Here is an 18,992-nt window from a genome sequence, read left to right as displayed (position 1 = left end):
TATCTAGGGCTTACCAGCAGGATGACAAAAGTGTTAAGAAACAACACTCCATGAATTATCTAATGGTTTGGTTTCGTCGGTAGCGGCAGGTTGAAAAACAGTGACTCTATTTCGCCCTGCATGTTTCGAAGCATAAGCGGCACCGTCAGAATCAGCTAAAAGTTTGTCCAAATCAAAACCTGAACGTTTGACATCGGTTACGCCAAAGCTAGCGGTAATAGAAAAATCACAGCCAGATTCCTCAGTAATAATCTCTTCAATTGCTGCGCGACATGCTTCAGCACGTAGTTGAGCTACTTCAATACTACAACTAGGCAATACTAAGCAAAACTCTTCGCCGCCTAAGCGGGCAAAAATATCATTTTGCCGGCCAATATCTTGGCAAACTTTAATGGTTGCCTTTAATGCCCAATCACCACAAGCGTGACCATAATTATCATTAACTAATTTGAAGTGATCTAAATCGAACATGATCACACTCAAATCTTGTTGAGCATTTTTGCAATACTTTAACGCGCTCTTGGTTACCTGAGTAAAGTGGCCACGATTATAAATGCCGGTTAAGGCATCATATTCTGCTAACTCTTTTACCTGCCTATGAGACTGCAATAAGCGTCCGCCCCATAATACTAAGAGTGCTATGGTTACAGTTAATATCGCAATAAACATTTGTACATTAGCTACTTTCGCCTTGGCTAATGCTTTTTCACTGACTAATAAGGCATTTTTTTTATTAAGTAATTTTATTTGGCTTTTTTGCTCAAGCGATTGGTGCTGGGCGATCTGAAACGCTAGATGTTTGGCTTTTTCACCCTCAAGCTGGTTTCTTTCTACTTCGGCATATTTTTCAAAGTAATCTAGCGCGAGCGCTAAGTTTTGTTGTTGTTTAGTTACTTGATAAAGCAAATAATAGGTATCAACACCTTGTAACAGGTTACTCATATTATTATTTATTGTTAATGCCTCGCTAGCATAAAGTTGGGCATTATCTATATCATTGATCTGCCAATAAGCTTTAGCAATAATATTAGCCGTTTCGGCAATTAACATAGGATATTGTGTCGAACGCACTTCATCTAAACTGCCTAGCATGAAATTTATTGCAGCTTCAGGCATGTTCTCTTGTAAAAATAGCTTAGCCTTATAGGTACGTACTATATTGGTATTAATCTTATTATCAGCAGTTATACATTTTTGGATAGTATCTTCTAAAGCAGGATTTCCTGATTTTAGTTCGTTAAGTTTAAATTTTGTTTCTAAGGTAAGTTGTCTTAACCAGCAATCATTTTTAGCTGAGAGATCTTGTTTAGCAAGTTGTTCAATATAACTCAGAGCTAATGTATATTGCCCGATCTGATTATAAAAAATAATGGTGATCAGTAAGCCATTTTGGTAGTGCTCACTATTATTAATGCTTGCTAAAGCGTTAATGTTTTTAGTCACATATTGCAGACCATTTAGCCAGTTTTGTGTAGTCATTGAAATGGTAATGAGAGCATAGTTAGCTCTAAATTTGATTAAACTACTCGCATCAGAATGGAGAATTTCCTTTATCTTACTTTCGGCTGAATCATACTCACCAATGAAGCTTAAATGGTATGAATGTAAGAGGTTTAGATAATGTCGCTGTTCAGTTGTTAGTGTTTTTTGTTGCGCCAGCTCAAAAATCAACTGTTTAAATTTTGTCGGATTGCTGCGCTTATATTTATCAGCCAGAGCTAATTGCGTTGAAACTTCCTCACTAGTGAGTATTTTTTTGCTAGTTGAGTATTGTTTTTTTATTTCAAATGCTTGTGCTGGTACAAAAGTAATATTGTATAAAATGAAGCACAGCACAATAAGACTAAGTTTATTGAAATAGTTAAATACGGTACGGTGCTTTTTCATGTGAATATCTACTTTAGAAGCTAGAAGCTAGAAGCTAGAAGTTTACTGCTTGCACTATTGTCATCTTCTTGTTCATCTTCAATTGGTGCATCTTCGTCAGCGGGAAGAACTTGAGAGAAAGCCATAAGTTCAGGTAAATCAGCTATAGTTTCAGCTAACTGTCCTGCGCTTTTGGCTGTGATAGCTCGCTGTTGCTCAGCATTGATCTCAGTGGTTGTTAAAAATGTGCTGATATTTTCTTCGTTAATTAAAGATGCATCACTTGCCATTGTTTCTAATACTTGAATTACTTTACTCATCCATTTACTCCTTGTTATTGTTAAACTCTTTTTTAAATCCGTATTTATATTTAAGCTCTTAGCTAACGTAGATCTGTTTTATAAAACTAAGCTCAATACTGGGCCATCTTTCGCCCTTTTTTCTTTTTTGTCTATTTCAGCTAAGCGTGCCAAAACTTTATCATTTGGCTGCATTTTTGTACATGGTGGAATGACCAAAGTAGTGTGCATAAATAATTCAGCATCAATTAATTCCGTTAAGGAAATATATTCAGCGCGCATAGTATCTATGGCAATGCCTTTGGCTTGATACAAAATAACTTGGTGATCGCTAGGGTAATGTTCTAATAATAACTCCACCAACACTTCTCGGTAGGCACTACCGGTAGAAAATTTAGCTAACGATTTATCACCGGCTAAGGCCACTTGCCATAAAATTAAATGGGCAGAGGTCTCAATATTACGTTGATAAAACATAAATTGACTGGTTTCATAATGTGTACAACCTGTTTGACCTGGATCTATACCTAAGTCAGCATAGAGGCAATCTTCGGCAGAAATTCCAGGCTCCATAGTTGCAGGTAGATCTTCTTTTTTTGCTTTGTTAATGGCTCTATGACTAACACAGGCAAATACACCTGGGTGGCCATAAAAGGCAGCGACAACTTTTTTACCATTTCGTACTTCGGTTAAAATAGCTTCAACCATTTCATTGTAAGTAATATTGCGGTTTTTACCCTCTTGATAAAAGCCTTGTAGTGTGCGGACTTCATCATTCATTTCTTCAAGCCATTTTTGCGCAAAACCATTGGCCATTAGTGAGAATACTATATCGGCTTGTTCGATATGACTTCTTGCTATCGGGCTAATATGCGCCCCTAAGGTCATACCCGTACCAACACACACTAAACTACCTGACATATAATTCATCCTAATTTTATACGTATTAACCATTCAGCTAATCTGAAAATTAATATAAGAAATTTACGTTCTATCTTTTGAGATAAAGTATCAGAAAAACACTATGGGTTACAGTTGATTACTTATTATTTTTTTAAATAATAAGTAATAAATAATTCATTAATAAAGTTGGTAGATCAGTTTTTGTTGCCATTGGTTTTTATTTGCATATTGATAACTATCATGAGTATCAACATTTTGTAAAGCAGGGTTATAAATAAAACCAAGCTTTTTAACAAAACGTTTAGTGGCCAAGTTTTTACTGGCATAGAAGGCATTAATTTTATCAAATTTAAGGTGAGTAAACCCATACTCCATTAATGCGCCCATGGCTTCTTCAGGAAACAGTTTTCCGTTGGCTTTTAGGCTGAGTACTATGCCTATCTCTGCTTGTTTTGTTTTATTCACCGCTACCAAGCTCATTATTTTGGCATTGTGTGGCCTAATCAAAAAAGAAAAGGTTTGAGTACCAATTATCGTGTTATTACTTTTACAGATAATTGCCCATGTAAGTATTGTTTTTTTTTCACCGTTTATGGCTCTATTATTTGCTTTTAGTGAGCGAATAAAGGCTTTGTTGGCTTCAACAGGCGTTATTGCGCCGCCATTGTGGCGCATTACTTTTTCATTACTATATTGCTGACAAAAGAAAGTTTCGTCTTCAGCAAGTAATGGTCTTATTAATAACCGCTGGGTAGTAAAGCTATGCATGTTACATTTTATTTTATTAGTGTTTATGATTGAGATGAGAATGAGTTATAACGCTATGCTTTATCTGTTTCGGCACCAGGTACTTGAAATATGGTGACTCTATTTCGTCCTGCATGTTTAGAAGCATATGCGGCACCATCCGAGTCAGCTAAAAGCTTGTCTAAATCAAAACCGGAGCGCTTTACATCGGTTACGCCAAAGCTCGCGGTAATAGAGAAATCACAACCAGACTCTTCAGTAATAATCGCTTCAATTGCTGCACGGCATGCTTCAGCACGTAACATAGCAGCATTAATATTACAGCTTGGTAATACTAAGCAAAACTCTTCGCCGCCTAAGCGGGCAAAAATATCATTTTTCCGCCCTATATTTTGACAAGCCTTGATGGTTTCTTTTAACGCCCAATCACCACAAGCGTGGCCAAAATTATCATTAACTAATTTAAAGTGATCTAAATCGAACATGATCACACTTAAATCTTGTTGAGCACTTTTACAATATTTTAACGCAATCTTGGTTACCTGAGTAAAGTGACCACGATTATAAATTCCTGTTAAGGCATCGTATTCAGCCAGTTCTTTTACTCGTTTGTGTGACTTCCATAGGCGTCCGCCCCATAACATTAATAGAGCAATAGTCACGGTTAATATCGCGATGAACATTTGCACATTAGCAACTTTAGCCTTGGCTAAAGCCTGTTTACTGATTAACAAGGCGTTTTTTTCTTTAAGTAATCTTATTTTACTTTTTTGCTCAAATGACTTGTGCTGGGCGAGTTGAAAAGCAAGGTGTTTGGCTTGAATTTCATCTAAGTTGGCTTTATCCAATTTTGCATGTTGCTCATGATAGTTTAGTGCTTGTCGATATTCTTTTTGCTGAAGAGTAATTTGATAAAGTAGCTTATAAGCTAGTACTACTGCTTGAGTAGTTTTGATACTTTCACCAGTTTTAATGGTTTTTAAAGAAAATTCTGTAGCCTTTTTTAAGTTGTCTTGCATTAAATATGCTTGAGCAAGCGCGGCATAAATTTCAACAATGAGTCTCGGGTATCTAGTGGATTCTACTTGCTCGATTTGCGGGCTTAATGATTTTATAACTTTAAAGTGATGATTTTTAGCAATATCAAATTTTGCTCGATTTGAGCGAATAAAGTTTGCTGCAATAGGTTCATTTTTACATAAAGTGATTGCGTCTTCTATGTCTGTTGTCTCATCTTCTAGTTTATTGAGATGTAGTCTTGATTCAACACTGCTCATTGCAGCTATACAAAGAGATCTTGTGTTAGCGGAACTTAATGTAAGTTTATTTGCATAGTTTAAACTTAAGTCATATTGACCAATTTGGTTATAAAATATTGCGGCAATAGCTAAGCCTTCTTCTTTCGTTTCTTTTTTAATCGCTGTATTGGACAGTTCTTTTAATGCCTTTGATAAGTGTAATAAGCCTTCACTCCAGTTTTGTTCAATACCGAATATATTAACGAGTGTAAGCCGAGCTCTAAATTTTATTGATACATGCGCTTTTGAAGACAATAAACTTAATAATTTAGTAGTCGCTTGTTTGGCTTTTCCTTTATATATGAGCTGGTAAGCGGTTAGGTAGTCAAAATAATCACTTTGTTGTAGTGACATCATCTTCTGTAATGGTTTAAGTTTATCTAGTAATACAGAGTATTCTACGGGGTTACTTGAACGTGTTTTATCGGCAGCTTCTAATAATACATTGATATTGTTGCTTGGAGCAGATAATGCATTTTGTAAGAAAAAAGTAAGTAAAATAATAATACCAAAACAAAAGTTTATAGTAGTTCTTATTTTACTCTTGAATAATTTAACCGTTAACAACAGACTGGGTCCTTGCTTGATCTTCATCGGTTTCACTATCTTTGTCATCGTCTTCGGCGGGAACTAGAAAGCAAATAATATCAGGACAAATGTCCAATTGCCGCTCAAGTGAAACCACATTTTTAGCAATAATCGCTTCACTTTGGCCAGTTTTGATTTTAGCTGTAGTTAACAACGTTTCAATATCTGTTTTATTTTGCAAGCTAGAATCACTAGCCATTTGTTCTAATACTTGTATTACTTTATTCATTGTTTTCATACTCCATTATTGTTATTAGTTATTTTTTCTTTATTTCATCGCTGCATTTATAGCAGTAAACTGAGTGTCAGACGATTCTTTAGTTGTTCTTCTTGTTTGTCTATTTCGGCTAATCGAGTCAATACTTTATCATTTGTTTGCATTTTTTTCACTCGGCGGTATTACCAAGGTAGTGTGCATAAATAATTCGCCTCCCATTAGCTCCGATAAAGAAATGTGCTCAGGAAGCCGGTGACGTTTATATTTGAGTTTTTTTAATTACTCGATATCTAATTACAAGAAAATACCTTAGTCTGACCATAAAATGCGGCTACCACTTTTTTACCCTTGTGCACTTCGCTTAATATCGCTTCGACCATCTCGCGTTTTTTACCATGTTGTTTTTATTTTGATGCTTTCGTATTTGAAAGATAACAGTATTGTTACGTTTTAAAAACCCAAAAGACTCTATTTTATAATTTTATATAGCTGCGTAGCCAATTGTTTTTAAATACGCTTTCAATTCTTTGTCCTGGTTCATCTTTGTTCTCTTTGAGGTTACAAACAAAACCTGCTTTTTTAGATACTCTTGCCGTTGCTAGGTTTTCTTTCGTAAAACATGCATTGATTTGTTCGAGCTTTAAATGTTTGAAACCATATTCAATTAAAGAACCGATTGCCTCTTCAGGTAATAACTTACCACTACTGCTACGCAATAACATTATTCCTATTTCGGCGACGCTTGGCTTAGTATTACTTAGAGGACCATTTTTCATCGGTGACCAAGTAAACCCTTGTATGCCAATGGCTCTGTTATCGATAATATTCACAATTGCCCATGACATTATTTTAGGCTGAGCTTTATTCATGATACTTAGTGTGTTGTTGAAAGCTTTCTCTGCTTTTTCATCGCTCAAGGGCGCAGCAATATTACGCATAACCTTGGCATCGGTATATAGGTTAATAAATAATGCTTTATCTTGTATTGATAATGGTCTTATCAGTAACCGCTCAGTAGTAAAGCTATGCATATTTATCCTTATCACTTTTACTTATTAGAGGATGCAGATTGTGAATCTTGCTAAATAACCAACGAAAAATAAAAAAGGCCACTATCAATAAAATAGCGGCCTCTATAATCAGATACTAAATAAAATGAACCATTTTATAAAATATAACACGGCTCTATAGCGTTAGTTATGAATTAACAATGTAACGAGAATTCTTGACCATCGTTAGCAAAAAAAACTGCTTTATGGTTATTCTCAACTTCAGCCGACATAGTAAATTCTTGGCCATCGTTAGCAAAAAAAAATGCTTTATGGCTATTCTCAACTTCAGCCGACATAGTAAACTCTTGGCCATCGTTAGCTACTAAAAGTGCTTTATGGTTATTTTCTACTTCAGCCGACATAGTAAATTCTTGGCCATCGTTAGCTACGAAGAATGCTTTATGAGTATTTTCTGCTTTAGAAGAAACGGTCAGTTCTTCATCATTGTTAGCAAAAAATAATGCTTTATGGGTACTATTACCTTCATTGAACTCTGCTTTAAGCGAAGCTAAAGCTTTAACATCGTGTGTAAATGCATGTTTTAACTTAGCATTTGAAGCAATGGCAATTAATTGTTCTATATTATTGTTCATAGGTCTTCCTTGTTGTTGTTGTTGTTGTTGTTGTTGTTGTTGTTAATTTACTTCAGTAATTTCTGTACGCTTTTCTTGATGAGAGGTTAGGTCTGCAGCTTTTAGGCCAAACATCGCCAAAGTCTCATGATCTAATTCTAATTTCTTTGCCGGTGGAATTACCAACGTTGAAATCATGCTCAGTTTACATTTGGCTAAATCTTTAAGTTTTATTCTGTCCATTCTTACAGTTTGTGTTGGCAGAAAAGGCGCCTCATAAACAATAACTTCATGATCATTGTCATACCACTGGTTTAAAAACTGCACGGTTAATTCTAGTTTATTGATATCACTATCGTAGGTGGTGAAGGTGTGATCACCAGCAATACCTATTTGCCATAAAATAAGTAAACTCGCCGGATCAACAGTGTGTTTATAAAACAATAATTGGCTGGTTTCAAAGGCTTGGCAACCTACAGTGCCAGGGTCAATACCTAAGTCGGCATAAAGGCAGTCTTCAGCAGATATGCCTGGCTCCATATAGGCAGAGTAACCTTCACTACGGGCAATGCGAATTGATTCATGTGGCGCCCAAGCAAATACCCCTGCATGACCATAAAAAGCTCCAACGACATTTTTTCCCGTTCTTACTTCGGTCAATATGGCATTGACCATATTTTGATAACATTCAGTTCTTGGCATACCATCAACATAAAACTGCTGCAAATTAATGATATTAGGGTTTAAACTGGCCAGCCATTGATCAGCAATGCTGTTTGGCAAAGCGGCAAAAACAACATCTGCATTTTCAATATGGCTTTTGGCTATGGTAGTTATTTGCCCCGCTAGCGCGATACCTGTACCAACACAAACTAAACTACCAGCTTTTGAGCTATCTAGGTTTGCTGAATTTTGAGCCTTGTTTACCATATATCTTCCATTTTAAATAAGTAAAGCTATTACAATGCAGCTAAGTTACTAAAAATCAATGATTTGTCAATAGTCTAATCAACACTTACAGCCACAAGTGATTTTTCTTCTTTAGCTATTTCAGTTATTATTTCTGTAATATAGTTTTGTTTTATATGTTGCACTTGCATATGACAATCTTGGTTTTCATCTTCCTCTCTCACAGCCCCAGCAATAAAGCCTAACTTCTTCACAAAACGTGCTGTGGCTAGGTTTATTTTTTGGTATTCGGCATTTATTTTATTTATTTTTAAATGCTTAAAGCTATATTCTATCAAGGCGCCCATAGCTTCTTCTGGAATCAACTTACCGTTGGCAGAACGAGTAAGCATAATACCGATGCTTATTGTCTCTGAATCACCTTGATCCCACGTGATACCTTGAATGCCGATGGCTTGCTGACTAGCCTTTTCAATAAGTACCCAACTTAAACGTTTATTATTAAATCGGTCTAGTTGTTTTAAGCTGGACTCAAATAGTTGCTCTGCTGCGTGTTTGTTTAGGGGCGGGCAAATATTTCGCATTACTTTAGCGTCAGTATAAAGTGTTATATAGAGTGCTTTATCTTGTTTGGTTAATGGCCTAATTATCAACCGTTCTGTTGCAAGTGTTTGCATTTATTGTTTACTTCCTTTTGTATTGATCGATAAATAAAATGTAGCTACTGCTGCTTTGCAAACTTCACCACACCTGTTTTATCTTTAGTTCGATCAAACACCACGTAATAATTATTCAACAGCGGCAAGCCTATAATGCTTTGGTTGGGCCATTGCGGTAATTGACTTAATAAGCGAAAGCAGGCTTTACCATAATTGGGCGTGTTAATTTGCCAGTAAGTTTCAGGTGTACAAGCTAGTTGCACTATTTTCTCAGCTTTTGTAGTCGTTGCTGGCTCGCTAACAAAATTGAAATAAATGCTGGGCCACTCAGACAGTTTTAATTCGCTGGCATCAATGCCAGTTAGCTGTGCACTAATTTCTTTAAAAGGAGCTAAACACTCGGCAAAGTTGGCGTTATAAGTAATAAGGTCGCTAATCACTTGTTGGTAAATATCAGCAGTAAGTACTATGCCGCCGGCACCGGTATCAATAATGGCGTTAGTGAAGTATGTTTTTAGTTTTTTTGGTTCCAGTGGTGCTGCTGTTATAGGTTTACTAATACCCACTTGCACAGACTTAAGTTCTACATTGTAATAAACATCGTGTTCAACTTTGAGATTTTGAAACTCTCCTTGATACAAATCACTTTGTTCTTCACCGCCACCTAAAATGAGTAAACCCTGATTGAGTTTGTCTTTGGCTAACTCATCAGCAGATGTTTTTTCAGTATTATCGGCATTAATATGTATTGCTGAGCGTTTACTATAAAAAGCAAACTTATTTGCGCTCAGTTGTTGCTGTTCTAATAAGGTGAAGTAGGGCGTTACATCATGTTCGGGGTATTTCCACATCAATTTTTTAAAACTGGCTAGGTCTTCACTTATCTCGTCACTAAAAGGCCAAGGATAACTGAGTGCAGGCGTAATGTTATGCTCGGCAAAGTAGACGCTAAAATCAAAGCTTTTATTTAGGTGGTGATAAGCCAAACCTAAAATACCATCGGCATCACCAAAGGTTTTACTCTGTTTTGCTGAATGCACCACGGCAACGGGGGCATTTGATAAGTCCATGCTTGGATTTTCTGCGATACTTTGTGGGTGTTCTGACTCATGGCAATGTTCATGAATATTGATACTGGTATAAACAACAGGGCCATTCCAGCCGCCAACACCGTAATTAACTTCTTGAACTGCGCTGCTAGCTGTTAATTTTTTATCAAGGTTTGCTTGGTAAGCTGAATTTTTTACCACTAGGGTACTGCTACCTGTATCGAGTAACAGGTTTACCGGCGATTTTTCACTACCAAGGTGCAAAGTGGCACTGTAGTCACCTCTTCCAAATACATTGGTTGTTGGGATTCTTAGAATAGTCGTTTTGGATTTTGTCATTATATTTATAGTTATTATTGATTTAGCTATTAGTTTAGCGAAGTGTTGTTATTTTACTCTGCCACACTTGCAGGCGTTATTCGAGCTAAGTTTTGGCTGTATTTGGCTTTGTCTTTTTTTGTTGCCATTGTCAACTAATTTGTTAGTCAATTGTACAAATTGCGCTCACATTAATGCTTTAATAAATGTCAATATCAAAAAGGTGAAAAAAAACAAATATTGTTCAAATTCTATGCTTTTAAATTGAAAAAAAGACGTGTAAACTTAGCGCCCTTTTGAAGGTAGCTCAAAAAAACAGCAGTATGAAAATAGGCACATATCAACTTAAATCCAAGGTAATACTCGCCCCTATGGCTGGAATTACGGATCAACCTTTTCGGCAATTATGTTGTCAATTGGGTGCAGGGTTAGCGGTATCCGAAATGCTTTCGTCAAATCCGAAAGTATGGCATACCGAAAAGTCTAAATTGAGAATGTTGCATAGTGATGCCGCAGGAATCCGCAGTGTACAAATTGCCGGAAGTTGTCCTGATGAATTAGCCTTTGCTGCCAAAGTGAATGCTGATAACGGTGCACAAATTATTGATATTAATATGGGTTGCCCGGCAAAAAAGGTAAACAAAAAATTGGCGGGTTCTGCTTTATTAAAAGAACCAGCACTGGTTGAGCGCATTGTTCAGGCGGTGGTAAAATCGGTAGATATTCCGGTTACGCTAAAAATTCGTACAGGATGGTGCGAAGATACTCGTAATGGTATTGAAATAGCTAAAATTGCCGAAAATAGTGGTATAGCATCACTCGCAGTGCATGGCCGTACCCGTAATGACTTTTATAAAGGTTATGCGGAGTACGACACTATTAAAGCAATTAAAGCGGCTATTTCAATTCCTGTAGTGGCAAATGGTGATATTACGTCACCAGAAAAGGCACTACAGGTGTTAAGCCATACGGGGGCAGATGCCATAATGATTGGCCGTGGTGCACAGGGTCGTCCGTGGATTTTTCGAGAAATTAATCATTTCTTGGCAACGGGCAATAAAATGGCTGCACCAGCATTGGACGAAGTACGTTCAATAGTAGTGGCCCACGTTATGGCGTTACATCAGTTTTACGGCGATTTCAAAGGTGTGATGATCGCCCGAAAACATGTGTCTTGGTATATACATAATCTAGTTGAGACCAGTGATGGTTTCAGCGTAGCGTTCACTATTGACCAAGGCAAAGCGTTTAGAGCTATTTTTAATGGTTTAACGTCAACCGATGAACAATTGGCGACGTTAGACAAATTTTTTGATGATTTTGTCACTGCTTCCTTATAGGAATAGTACAAGTTATCGTAGTTTTATTTTATTTTTATTAACAAAAGAAAGAGTTATATCATATGTTCGAACAAAATATTTCTTCTCCATTTATCACTGGCGATATTCAAACACAAACTAAAACGTCTCCATTACGTAGCCAAGCTAAAATCGCAATTAGCAACTACTTATCACAATTAAATGGTAACGATGTTGATGATATGTATGACCTTGTATTGAGCGAAATTGAAGCGCCAATGTTAGAAGAAGTTATGATGTACACTCGCGGTAATCAAACACGCGCTGCTAACTTACTAGGCATCAACCGCGGTACGTTACGTAAGAAACTTAAAAAATACGGTATGAACTAATATCGAATTTTAAATGAAAAGCACCCTCGGGTGCTTTTTATGTTTTAAAGCACTTTAAATCTCTTTAAATAATTAGGTAACTTTGCAAGTTAGCGGCGAGTCGGCACTAAGTTAGCAGTAAGTTACAACTACAAAGGTAAATATACAGATGGATACTCCACGTCCAATTAAACGCGCACTTTTAAGTGTTTCAGATAAATCAGGTATTGTTGAATTTGCTCGTCGCTTAAGTGAGAAAGGTGTTGATCTTCTTTCTACTGGCGGAACTGCAAAATTATTAGCTGAAAACGGTATTAAAGTTACTGAAGTATCTGACTATACCGGTCACCCAGAAATTATGGATGGTCGCGTTAAAACATTACACCCTAAAGTACATGGCGGCATTTTAGCGCGTCGTGGTATTGATGAAACTGTAATGGCCGAAAACAATATCAGCGCAATTGATATGGTAGTGGTTAACTTGTACCCATTTGCTAATGCAGTAAGCGATGAAAACTGTTCTTTAGAAAATGCTATCGAAAATATCGATATTGGTGGACCAACTATGGTTCGCGCTGCAGCTAAGAACCATAAAGACGTGACTATTGTTGTTAATGCTAACGATTATGATCGTGTATTAACTGAATTAGATAACAACAATGATTCACTAACTTACAAAACACGTTTTGATTTAGCGATTGCTGCCTATGAGCACACAGCTAGTTACGACGGTATGATTGCTAACTACTTTGGTAAAATGTTACCAGCGTACGGCGAAGTTGATTCAGCAGCATCATTAGATAATAAAGTTAAATTCCCACGTACGTTTAACAGCCAGTTTATTAAAACTCAAGATTTACGTTACGGTGAAAACTCGCATCAAGAGGCTGCTTTCTATAAAGAAGCGAACCCTGAAGAAGCGTCAGTTTCTACTGCGACTCAATTACAAGGCAAAGCATTATCTTATAACAACATTGCTGATACTGATGCAGCATTAGAATGTGTTAAAGAATTTGATGAACCAGCTTGTGTAATCGTTAAACATGCTAACCCTTGTGGTGTTGCTATTGGCGATAATATTTTAGCGGCTTATGAAGGCGCTTATAAAACTGACCCTACTTCAGCGTTTGGTGGCATTATCGCGTTTAACCGTGAATTAGATGCTGATACTGCTGAAGCAATTGTTTCTCGTCAATTCGTGGAAGTTATTATTGCACCTAGCATTTCTGATGCTGCTGCACAAATTGTTGCTGCTAAACCTAACCTACGTTTATTAGAATGTGGTCAGTGGGACAGCAAAACCACTGGTTTTGATTTTAAACGCGTTAATGGCGGTTTATTAGTACAAGATACTGACCATGGTAGCGTGACAAGTGTTGACCTAACGGTAGTAACTAAACGTAAACCTACTGATGACGAGATGCGTGATTTACAATTTTGTTGGAAAGTAGCAAAGTTTGTTAAATCTAACGCGATTGTATACGTTAAAAATAGCGCTACTATCGGTGTCGGCGCTGGCCAAATGAGCCGTGTATACTCAGCGAAAGTTGCTGGTATTAAAGCCGCAGACGAAAACTTAGAAGTTAAAGGTTCAGTAATGGCCTCTGATGCATTCTTCCCATTCCGTGATGGTTTAGACGCTGCTGCTGAAGCAGGTATTACTGCTGTGATTCAGCCAGGTGGCTCTATGCGTGATAATGAAGTTATTGCCGCAGCAGACGAACATAACATCGCGATGGTGTTTACTGGTATGCGTCACTTCCGCCATTAATATTGCTCCTTGTCGCTGCTAAGTCCAATTTAGGCGTTAAAAGTACTCACTGACATTCGTCAGCTCCGTGCTTTTTTCTTGAAATTGAACAGAGCAGCTTAAAGGAACTTCATTAATTAGGTGTACTCTAGATAAAAATTGTTAAAAGCTAGGTGGGTTTATGCGTATTGCTTATTCAAGGAGTAATACTTCACCGAATTAGAGCCATTATATAAGCAGTGTTGATTTATTATGTTACATAACAGCAATAATCAACGCTGCTTGTTTGTTTCAAATCTGTTATAAATATTGCCGTAAATTAATACCCTAATCGTTTTATACCCGTCGCACTTCAAAAAGTATCGCGAAGTAGGGTGGCTATATCAGATATAGTGGCATTAATACTAATAATACTTACAAGGACCATAGTTATGACAATTAAAACAAACGCGCTTAAATCAATTGCTATTGCAGTAACATTAAGTTGTGGAGCATTAAGCTTATCAGCTACTGCACATGATACACATGCTCATGAAAATACAGCTTCATCAAAAGCGCTTGAAAATGCTGTTTCTGGCGATCATCGTACCGCTAAAAATAAATCACGTGATCAATATCGTCATCCCATCGAAACGTTAAACTTTTTTGGTTTTACCCCGAGTATGACCGTAGTGGAAATTACTCCCGGTGGTGGTTGGTACACTGAAATACTTGCACCAGCCTTAAAAGGTACTGGTAAACTTTATGGTGCTCATTACCCTGATACGGGTGAAGATAACTATTATAGTAATTCACGTAAAAAATTAGTGAAGAAACTTGCGTCAGATGTTGTTTTTAGTGAAGTTGTATTAACAGACTTTACTCCACGTCAAGAAAGTGAATTGGCACCACAAGGTACTGCGGATTTAATCTTAACGTTTAGAAATCTGCATAACTGGAAAGATGATGGTGTTAAGCAAGTATTTAAAGATGCTTACAATGCATTGAAGCCAGGTGGCGTATTAGGTGTAGTTGAACATAGATTACCAGTAGGTGTTGATGCCGATAAAGCTCGCGGTTATGTATCTGAAGTATCAACTATTAAACAAGCTAAAGCGGCTGGTTTTAGGTTTGCTGGTTCAAGTGAAGTTAATGCTAATAGTAAAGATTTAGCAGTTCATCCAAAAGGTGTGTGGACATTACCACCACGTTTAGCACTTGAAGATAAAGACAGAGCAAAATATTTAGCGATTGGCGAAAGCGATCGCATGACATTAAAATTTGTTAAACCAGCCAAATAAGTTCTGGTTTAACGTATAAGAAAATAAACAGGAAAATTTTATGAAAATCTTAGTTATTGGCGGCGGCGGTCGTGAACATGCACTAGCATGGAAAGCGGCTCAATCAAGTCAGGTTACTAAAGTGTTTGTTGCACCAGGTAATGCGGGTACTGCAACCGAAGCAAAATTAGAAAATGTTGCTATCGATATTACTGATAATGCTGCCTTAGTTGCTTTTGCTCAAAGAGAAGACGTTGCCCTAACTATTGTTGGTCCTGAACAACCCCTTGTTGATGGAGTTGTTGATGCTTTTCAAGCCCAAGGTTTAGCTATTTTTGGTCCAAGTGCCAAAGCTGCTCAACTTGAAGGTTCGAAGTCATTTACTAAAGATTTCTTAGCACGTAATAAAATTCCTTCAGGTAGCTATGAAAAATTCACCGAAGTTGAACCTGCGCTTGCGTATGTTCGTCAGCAAGGTGCCCCAATTGTTGTTAAAGCAGACGGCTTAGCAGCAGGAAAGGGCGTTATTGTTGCACTTACATTAAAAGAAGCTGAAGACGCTATTACAGATATGTTAGCGGGTAATGCTTTTGGTGACGCTGGACATCGCGTAGTGATTGAAGAGTTTCTTGAAGGTGAAGAAGCTAGCTTTATTGTAATGGTTGACGGTAAAAATGTTTTGCCAATGGCAACAAGCCAGGATCATAAACGTGCATTAAATGGAGATTTAGGTCCAAACACTGGTGGCATGGGTGCATATTCTCCTGCAGCAGTGGTTACAGCTGAAATTCATGATCGCATTATGAGTGAAGTAATCATGCCAACGGTTGAGGGTATGGCAGCAGAGGATGCACCTTACAGTGGTTTCTTATACGCTGGTTTAATGATAGCAAGCGATGGTACGCCAAACGTCATTGAATATAACTGTCGATTTGGTGATCCTGAAACGCAACCTATTATGATGCGCTTGAAATCCGATTTAGTTGACTTATGTTTAGCTGCCACACGCGGCGAATTAGATAAAGTTACCATCGACTTTGATAGTCGTGCAGCCGTAGGTGTAGTACTTGCAGCGCAAAGTTATCCAGCAAGCTACCCTAAAGGTGATGTTATTTCAGGTTTAGATACCAACAACAATGTATCTGCCAAAACATTCCATGCAGGTACTAAGTTGAATGAGCAAGGTGAGGTGGTTACTAACGGCGGTCGTGTACTTTGCGCTACAGCTCTTGGTAATACAGTAACTGAAGCTCAACAAACTGCGTATGAGCTATTACATCAAATTAGCTGGGCAGGTGTTGAGTTTAGAACTGACATTGCTTATCGTGCTATTGAGCGTGAACAAGAAAATAGTTAATTAACAGTCATACGAAGTAAGGTAATAGATCACCAGTGTGATCTGTCGAATTATACCCTGTGATCATTTAGTTAACCTTTAAAAACCGACCTTAGTGTCGGTTTTTTTATATTAGAATGAAATTAAGGGACATAATGACGCAAATTTAATGCTTTTTATGATGATTACAAGCAAGTTTACTTTATAAATTTAGGTGTATATTGCACTAGGAACGGATAAAGGATCATCGATGATCATGTCATGTAGTCCAATAAGAAAGCTATATGTACAATAAGTATGCGAACAAGCGGAAATAAATAAAAAAGTGAAAATAAAGCTTGATCCAAAATGAACTATCTCTATAATGCGCTCCAGTTCCAAGGGGGTCAGGCAAAAACCTTTACCAACTGGACGTTTTGATAAGTTATCTACTTGCTTTTAAGCTAAACCAGTTAACTTAACGTCTCGTTTTAAAGTGTTTCAAAATACTTTACTTTAAATAGAAAAAAACGTTGACATCAAAACTCGGAAGCGTATTATACGCCTCCTGCTTCGGGGCAACAGCAACGAGCAACACTGATTAACCACAGAGTTTTCAGTTCAGGTGAAGAGCGAATGCGACTCTCATCTACTTCAACTTAATCTTAGCGATTATTTAGAAGTTATTCTTTAACAATTAGTTATCATGCAATTTGTGTGAGCACTCACATTAATGTTGTTTTACATAGTTTTCCTTCGGGAGAATAAAAACGCTTAATGAATGATGTTCATGCAAATAAATATAGTTACTTAACTTCGGTTAGGTAGCGACTATGTAATGCGCTATTTACTTAGGTAGATAGCACGACAGGATTCATTGAGCAGTAACACATCACTTGTGATGAGGTTACACAAACGATTTTTAATTGAAGAGTTTGATCATGGCTCAGATTGAACGCTGGCGGCAGGCTTAACACATGCAAGTCGAGCGGTAACAGAGGTAGCTTGCTATCTGCTGACGAGCGGCGGACGGGTGAGTAATGCTTGGGAATATGCCTTATGGTGGGGGACAACAGTTGGAAACGACTGCTAATACCGCATAACGTCTACGGACCAAAGGGGGGGATCTTCGGACCTCTCGCCATTTGATTAGCCCAAGTGAGATTAGCTAGTTGGTAAGGTAAAGGCTTACCAAGGCGACGATCTCTAGCTGGTTTGAGAGGATGATCAGCCACACTGGGACTGAGACACGGCCCAGACTCCTACGGGAGGCAGCAGTGGGGAATATTGCACAATGGGCGAAAGCCTGATGCAGCCATGCCGCGTGTGTGAAGAAGGCCTTCGGGTTGTAAAGCACTTTCAGTTGTGAGGAAAGGGTTGTAGTTAATAGCTGCAATCTGTGACGTTAACAACAGAAGAAGCACCGGCTAACTTCGTGCCAGCAGCCGCGGTAATACGAGGGGTGCAAGCGTTAATCGGAATTACTGGGCGTAAAGCGTTCGTAGGCGGTCTATTAAGCAAGATGTGAAAGCCCAGGGCTCAACCTTGGAACTGCATTTTGAACTGGTAGACTAGAGTACTGTAGAGGGTGGTGGAATTTCCAGTGTAGCGGTGAAATGCGTAGAGATTGGAAGGAACATCAGTGGCGAAGGCGGCCACCTGGACAGATACTGACGCTGAGGAACGAAAGCGTGGGGAGCGAACAGGATTAGATACCCTGGTAGTCCACGCCGTAAACGATGTCAACTAGCCGTTTGTGTCCTTGAGACGTGAGTGGCGCAGCTAACGCACTAAGTTGACCGCCTGGGGAGTACGGCCGCAAGGTTAAAACTCAAATGAATTGACGGGGGCCCGCACAAGCGGTGGAGCATGTGGTTTAATTCGATGCAACGCGAAGAACCTTACCATCCCTTGACATCCAGAGAAGAGACTAGAGATAGACTTGTGCCTTCGGGAACTCTGTGACAGGTGCTGCATGGCTGTCGTCAGCTCGTGTTGTGAAATGTTGGGTTAAGTCCCGCAACGAGCGCAACCCCTATCCTTATTTGCCAGCGCGTTATGGCGGGAACTCTAAGGAGACTGCCGGTGATAAACCGGAGGAAGGTGGGGACGACGTCAAGTCATCATGGCCCTTACGGGATGGGCTACACACGTGCTACAATGGCAGGTACAGAGGGCAGCAATACCGCGAGGTGGAGCGAATCCCACAAAGCTTGTCGTAGTCCGGATTGGAGTCTGCAACTCGACTCCATGAAGTCGGAATCGCTAGTAATCGTAGATCAGAATGCTACGGTGAATACGTTCCCGGGCCTTGTACACACCGCCCGTCACACCATGGGAGTGGGATGCAAAAGAAGTGGCTAGTTTAACCTTTCGGGGAGGACGGTCACCACTTTGTGTTTCATGACTGGGGTGAAGTCGTAACAAGGTAACCCTAGGGGAACCTGGGGTTGGATCACCTCCTTATCTTGAAGTAAAATTACTTAATGGAATCCTCGGATTCACGAGTGTTCACACAAATT

General features: G+C 38.4%; 16 protein-coding genes and 1 rRNA gene. 6 read left to right on the top strand and 11 right to left on the bottom strand.

Annotated features, from left to right (window positions below):
* Nucleotides 1-33: 33 nt before the first annotated feature.
* The 11 genes from GAB14E_RS04715 to GAB14E_RS04760 form a co-directional block, all read right to left on the bottom strand.
* Nucleotides 34-1,887: a GGDEF domain-containing protein gene (locus tag GAB14E_RS04715; RefSeq protein WP_052093955.1), complete on the bottom strand. Its 1,854-nt coding sequence runs from the start codon at nt 1,885-1,887 to the stop codon at nt 34-36.
* Between the two features lie 20 nt (nt 1,888-1,907).
* The gene (locus tag GAB14E_RS04720) at nt 1,908-2,186 is read right to left on the bottom strand and encodes a hypothetical protein (RefSeq protein WP_033083756.1); all 279 of its coding nucleotides are present in this window, start codon (nt 2,184-2,186) and stop codon (nt 1,908-1,910) included.
* A gap of 78 nt (nt 2,187-2,264) precedes the next feature.
* Entirely contained in the window at nt 2,265-3,086 is an 822-nt protein-coding gene (locus GAB14E_RS04725) for an SAM-dependent methyltransferase (protein WP_033083755.1), read from the bottom strand.
* 159 nt (nt 3,087-3,245) lie between these two features.
* On the bottom strand, nt 3,246-3,836 hold the full coding sequence (locus tag GAB14E_RS04730) for a GNAT family N-acetyltransferase (RefSeq protein ID WP_052093953.1): 591 nt from the start codon (nt 3,834-3,836) through the stop codon (nt 3,246-3,248).
* 53 nt (nt 3,837-3,889) lie between these two features.
* On the bottom strand, nt 3,890-5,680 hold the full coding sequence (locus GAB14E_RS04735) for a GGDEF domain-containing protein (protein WP_052093952.1): 1,791 nt from the start codon (nt 5,678-5,680) through the stop codon (nt 3,890-3,892).
* Entirely contained in the window at nt 5,667-5,930 is a 264-nt protein-coding gene (locus GAB14E_RS04740; RefSeq protein WP_033083754.1) for a hypothetical protein, read from the bottom strand. Before GAB14E_RS04740 ends, GAB14E_RS04735 begins: the two co-directional genes overlap by 14 nt.
* Before the next feature lie 461 nt (nt 5,931-6,391).
* Nucleotides 6,392-6,949, bottom strand: a complete 558-nt coding sequence (locus GAB14E_RS04745; RefSeq protein ID WP_033083753.1) for a GNAT family N-acetyltransferase — start codon at nt 6,947-6,949, stop codon at nt 6,392-6,394.
* Between the two features lie 173 nt (nt 6,950-7,122).
* Nucleotides 7,123-7,563: a hypothetical protein gene (locus GAB14E_RS04750; protein ID WP_033083752.1), complete on the bottom strand. Its 441-nt coding sequence runs from the start codon at nt 7,561-7,563 to the stop codon at nt 7,123-7,125.
* Nucleotides 7,564-7,605: 42 nt separating this feature from the next.
* A complete protein-coding gene (locus GAB14E_RS04755; RefSeq protein WP_052093950.1) occupies nt 7,606-8,472 on the bottom strand; it encodes an SAM-dependent methyltransferase in 867 nt (288 codons plus the stop codon).
* Between the two features lie 74 nt (nt 8,473-8,546).
* Complete coding sequence (locus GAB14E_RS0123325; protein WP_052093948.1) at nt 8,547-9,128, bottom strand: GNAT family N-acetyltransferase; 582 nt, start codon at nt 9,126-9,128, stop codon at nt 8,547-8,549.
* Nucleotides 9,129-9,172: 44 nt separating this feature from the next.
* Complete coding sequence (locus GAB14E_RS04760) at nt 9,173-10,498, bottom strand: pepsin-like aspartic protease (RefSeq protein ID WP_033083751.1); 1,326 nt, start codon at nt 10,496-10,498, stop codon at nt 9,173-9,175.
* 302 nt (nt 10,499-10,800) lie between these two features.
* Here GAB14E_RS04760 and dusB point away from each other — a divergent pair, with 302 nt between their 5' ends.
* From dusB to GAB14E_RS04790, 6 genes are all read left to right on the top strand, one after another.
* A complete protein-coding gene (gene dusB / locus GAB14E_RS04765) occupies nt 10,801-11,817 on the top strand; it encodes a tRNA dihydrouridine synthase DusB (RefSeq protein WP_033083750.1) in 1,017 nt (338 codons plus the stop codon).
* Between the two features lie 62 nt (nt 11,818-11,879).
* Entirely contained in the window at nt 11,880-12,167 is a 288-nt protein-coding gene (gene fis / locus GAB14E_RS04770) for a DNA-binding transcriptional regulator Fis (RefSeq protein ID WP_019029596.1), read from the top strand.
* Nucleotides 12,168-12,315: 148 nt separating this feature from the next.
* Complete coding sequence (purH, locus tag GAB14E_RS04775; RefSeq protein WP_033083749.1) at nt 12,316-13,917, top strand: bifunctional phosphoribosylaminoimidazolecarboxamide formyltransferase/IMP cyclohydrolase; 1,602 nt, start codon at nt 12,316-12,318, stop codon at nt 13,915-13,917.
* Nucleotides 13,918-14,327: 410 nt separating this feature from the next.
* On the top strand, nt 14,328-15,176 hold the full coding sequence (locus GAB14E_RS04780; protein ID WP_033083748.1) for a class I SAM-dependent methyltransferase: 849 nt from the start codon (nt 14,328-14,330) through the stop codon (nt 15,174-15,176).
* A 40-nt stretch (nt 15,177-15,216) separates the two neighbouring features.
* Nucleotides 15,217-16,512, top strand: coding sequence for a phosphoribosylamine--glycine ligase (gene purD / locus GAB14E_RS04785; RefSeq protein WP_033083747.1), 1,296 nt, complete (start codon nt 15,217-15,219; stop codon nt 16,510-16,512).
* Between the two features lie 881 nt (nt 16,513-17,393).
* Nucleotides 17,394-18,936: ribosomal RNA gene (locus GAB14E_RS04790) — 16S ribosomal RNA — on the top strand.
* Nucleotides 18,937-18,992: the final 56 nt, after the last annotated feature.

The sequence above is a fragment of the Colwellia psychrerythraea genome (genome assembly GCF_000764185.1).
Taxonomy (GTDB): domain Bacteria; phylum Pseudomonadota; class Gammaproteobacteria; order Enterobacterales; family Alteromonadaceae; genus Colwellia; species Colwellia psychrerythraea_B.
The sequence above is the reverse complement of the archived record's forward strand: the minus strand, read 5'-3'. Positions and strand labels throughout refer to the sequence as shown.

Coding starts and splice junctions, on each gene's coding strand:
- GAB14E_RS04755 (WP_052093950.1), bottom strand. CDS start 8,472: ATGGTAAACAAGGCTCAAAATTCAGCAAACCTAGATAGCTCAAAAGCT.
- GAB14E_RS04780 (WP_033083748.1), top strand. CDS start 14,328: ATGACAATTAAAACAAACGCGCTTAAATCAATTGCTATTGCAGTAACA.
- dusB (WP_033083750.1), top strand. CDS start 10,801: ATGAAAATAGGCACATATCAACTTAAATCCAAGGTAATACTCGCCCCT.
- GAB14E_RS04750 (WP_033083752.1), bottom strand. CDS start 7,563: ATGAACAATAATATAGAACAATTAATTGCCATTGCTTCAAATGCTAAG.
- GAB14E_RS04730 (WP_052093953.1), bottom strand. CDS start 3,836: ATGCATAGCTTTACTACCCAGCGGTTATTAATAAGACCATTACTTGCT.
- GAB14E_RS04725 (WP_033083755.1), bottom strand. CDS start 3,086: ATGTCAGGTAGTTTAGTGTGTGTTGGTACGGGTATGACCTTAGGGGCG.
- GAB14E_RS0123325 (WP_052093948.1), bottom strand. CDS start 9,128: ATGCAAACACTTGCAACAGAACGGTTGATAATTAGGCCATTAACCAAA.
- GAB14E_RS04745 (WP_033083753.1), bottom strand. CDS start 6,949: ATGCATAGCTTTACTACTGAGCGGTTACTGATAAGACCATTATCAATA.
- GAB14E_RS04720 (WP_033083756.1), bottom strand. CDS start 2,186: ATGAGTAAAGTAATTCAAGTATTAGAAACAATGGCAAGTGATGCATCT.
- GAB14E_RS04760 (WP_033083751.1), bottom strand. CDS start 10,498: ATGACAAAATCCAAAACGACTATTCTAAGAATCCCAACAACCAATGTA.
- fis (WP_019029596.1), top strand. CDS start 11,880: ATGTTCGAACAAAATATTTCTTCTCCATTTATCACTGGCGATATTCAA.
- GAB14E_RS04715 (WP_052093955.1), bottom strand. CDS start 1,887: ATGAAAAAGCACCGTACCGTATTTAACTATTTCAATAAACTTAGTCTT.
- purD (WP_033083747.1), top strand. CDS start 15,217: ATGAAAATCTTAGTTATTGGCGGCGGCGGTCGTGAACATGCACTAGCA.
- GAB14E_RS04740 (WP_033083754.1), bottom strand. CDS start 5,930: ATGAATAAAGTAATACAAGTATTAGAACAAATGGCTAGTGATTCTAGC.
- purH (WP_033083749.1), top strand. CDS start 12,316: ATGGATACTCCACGTCCAATTAAACGCGCACTTTTAAGTGTTTCAGAT.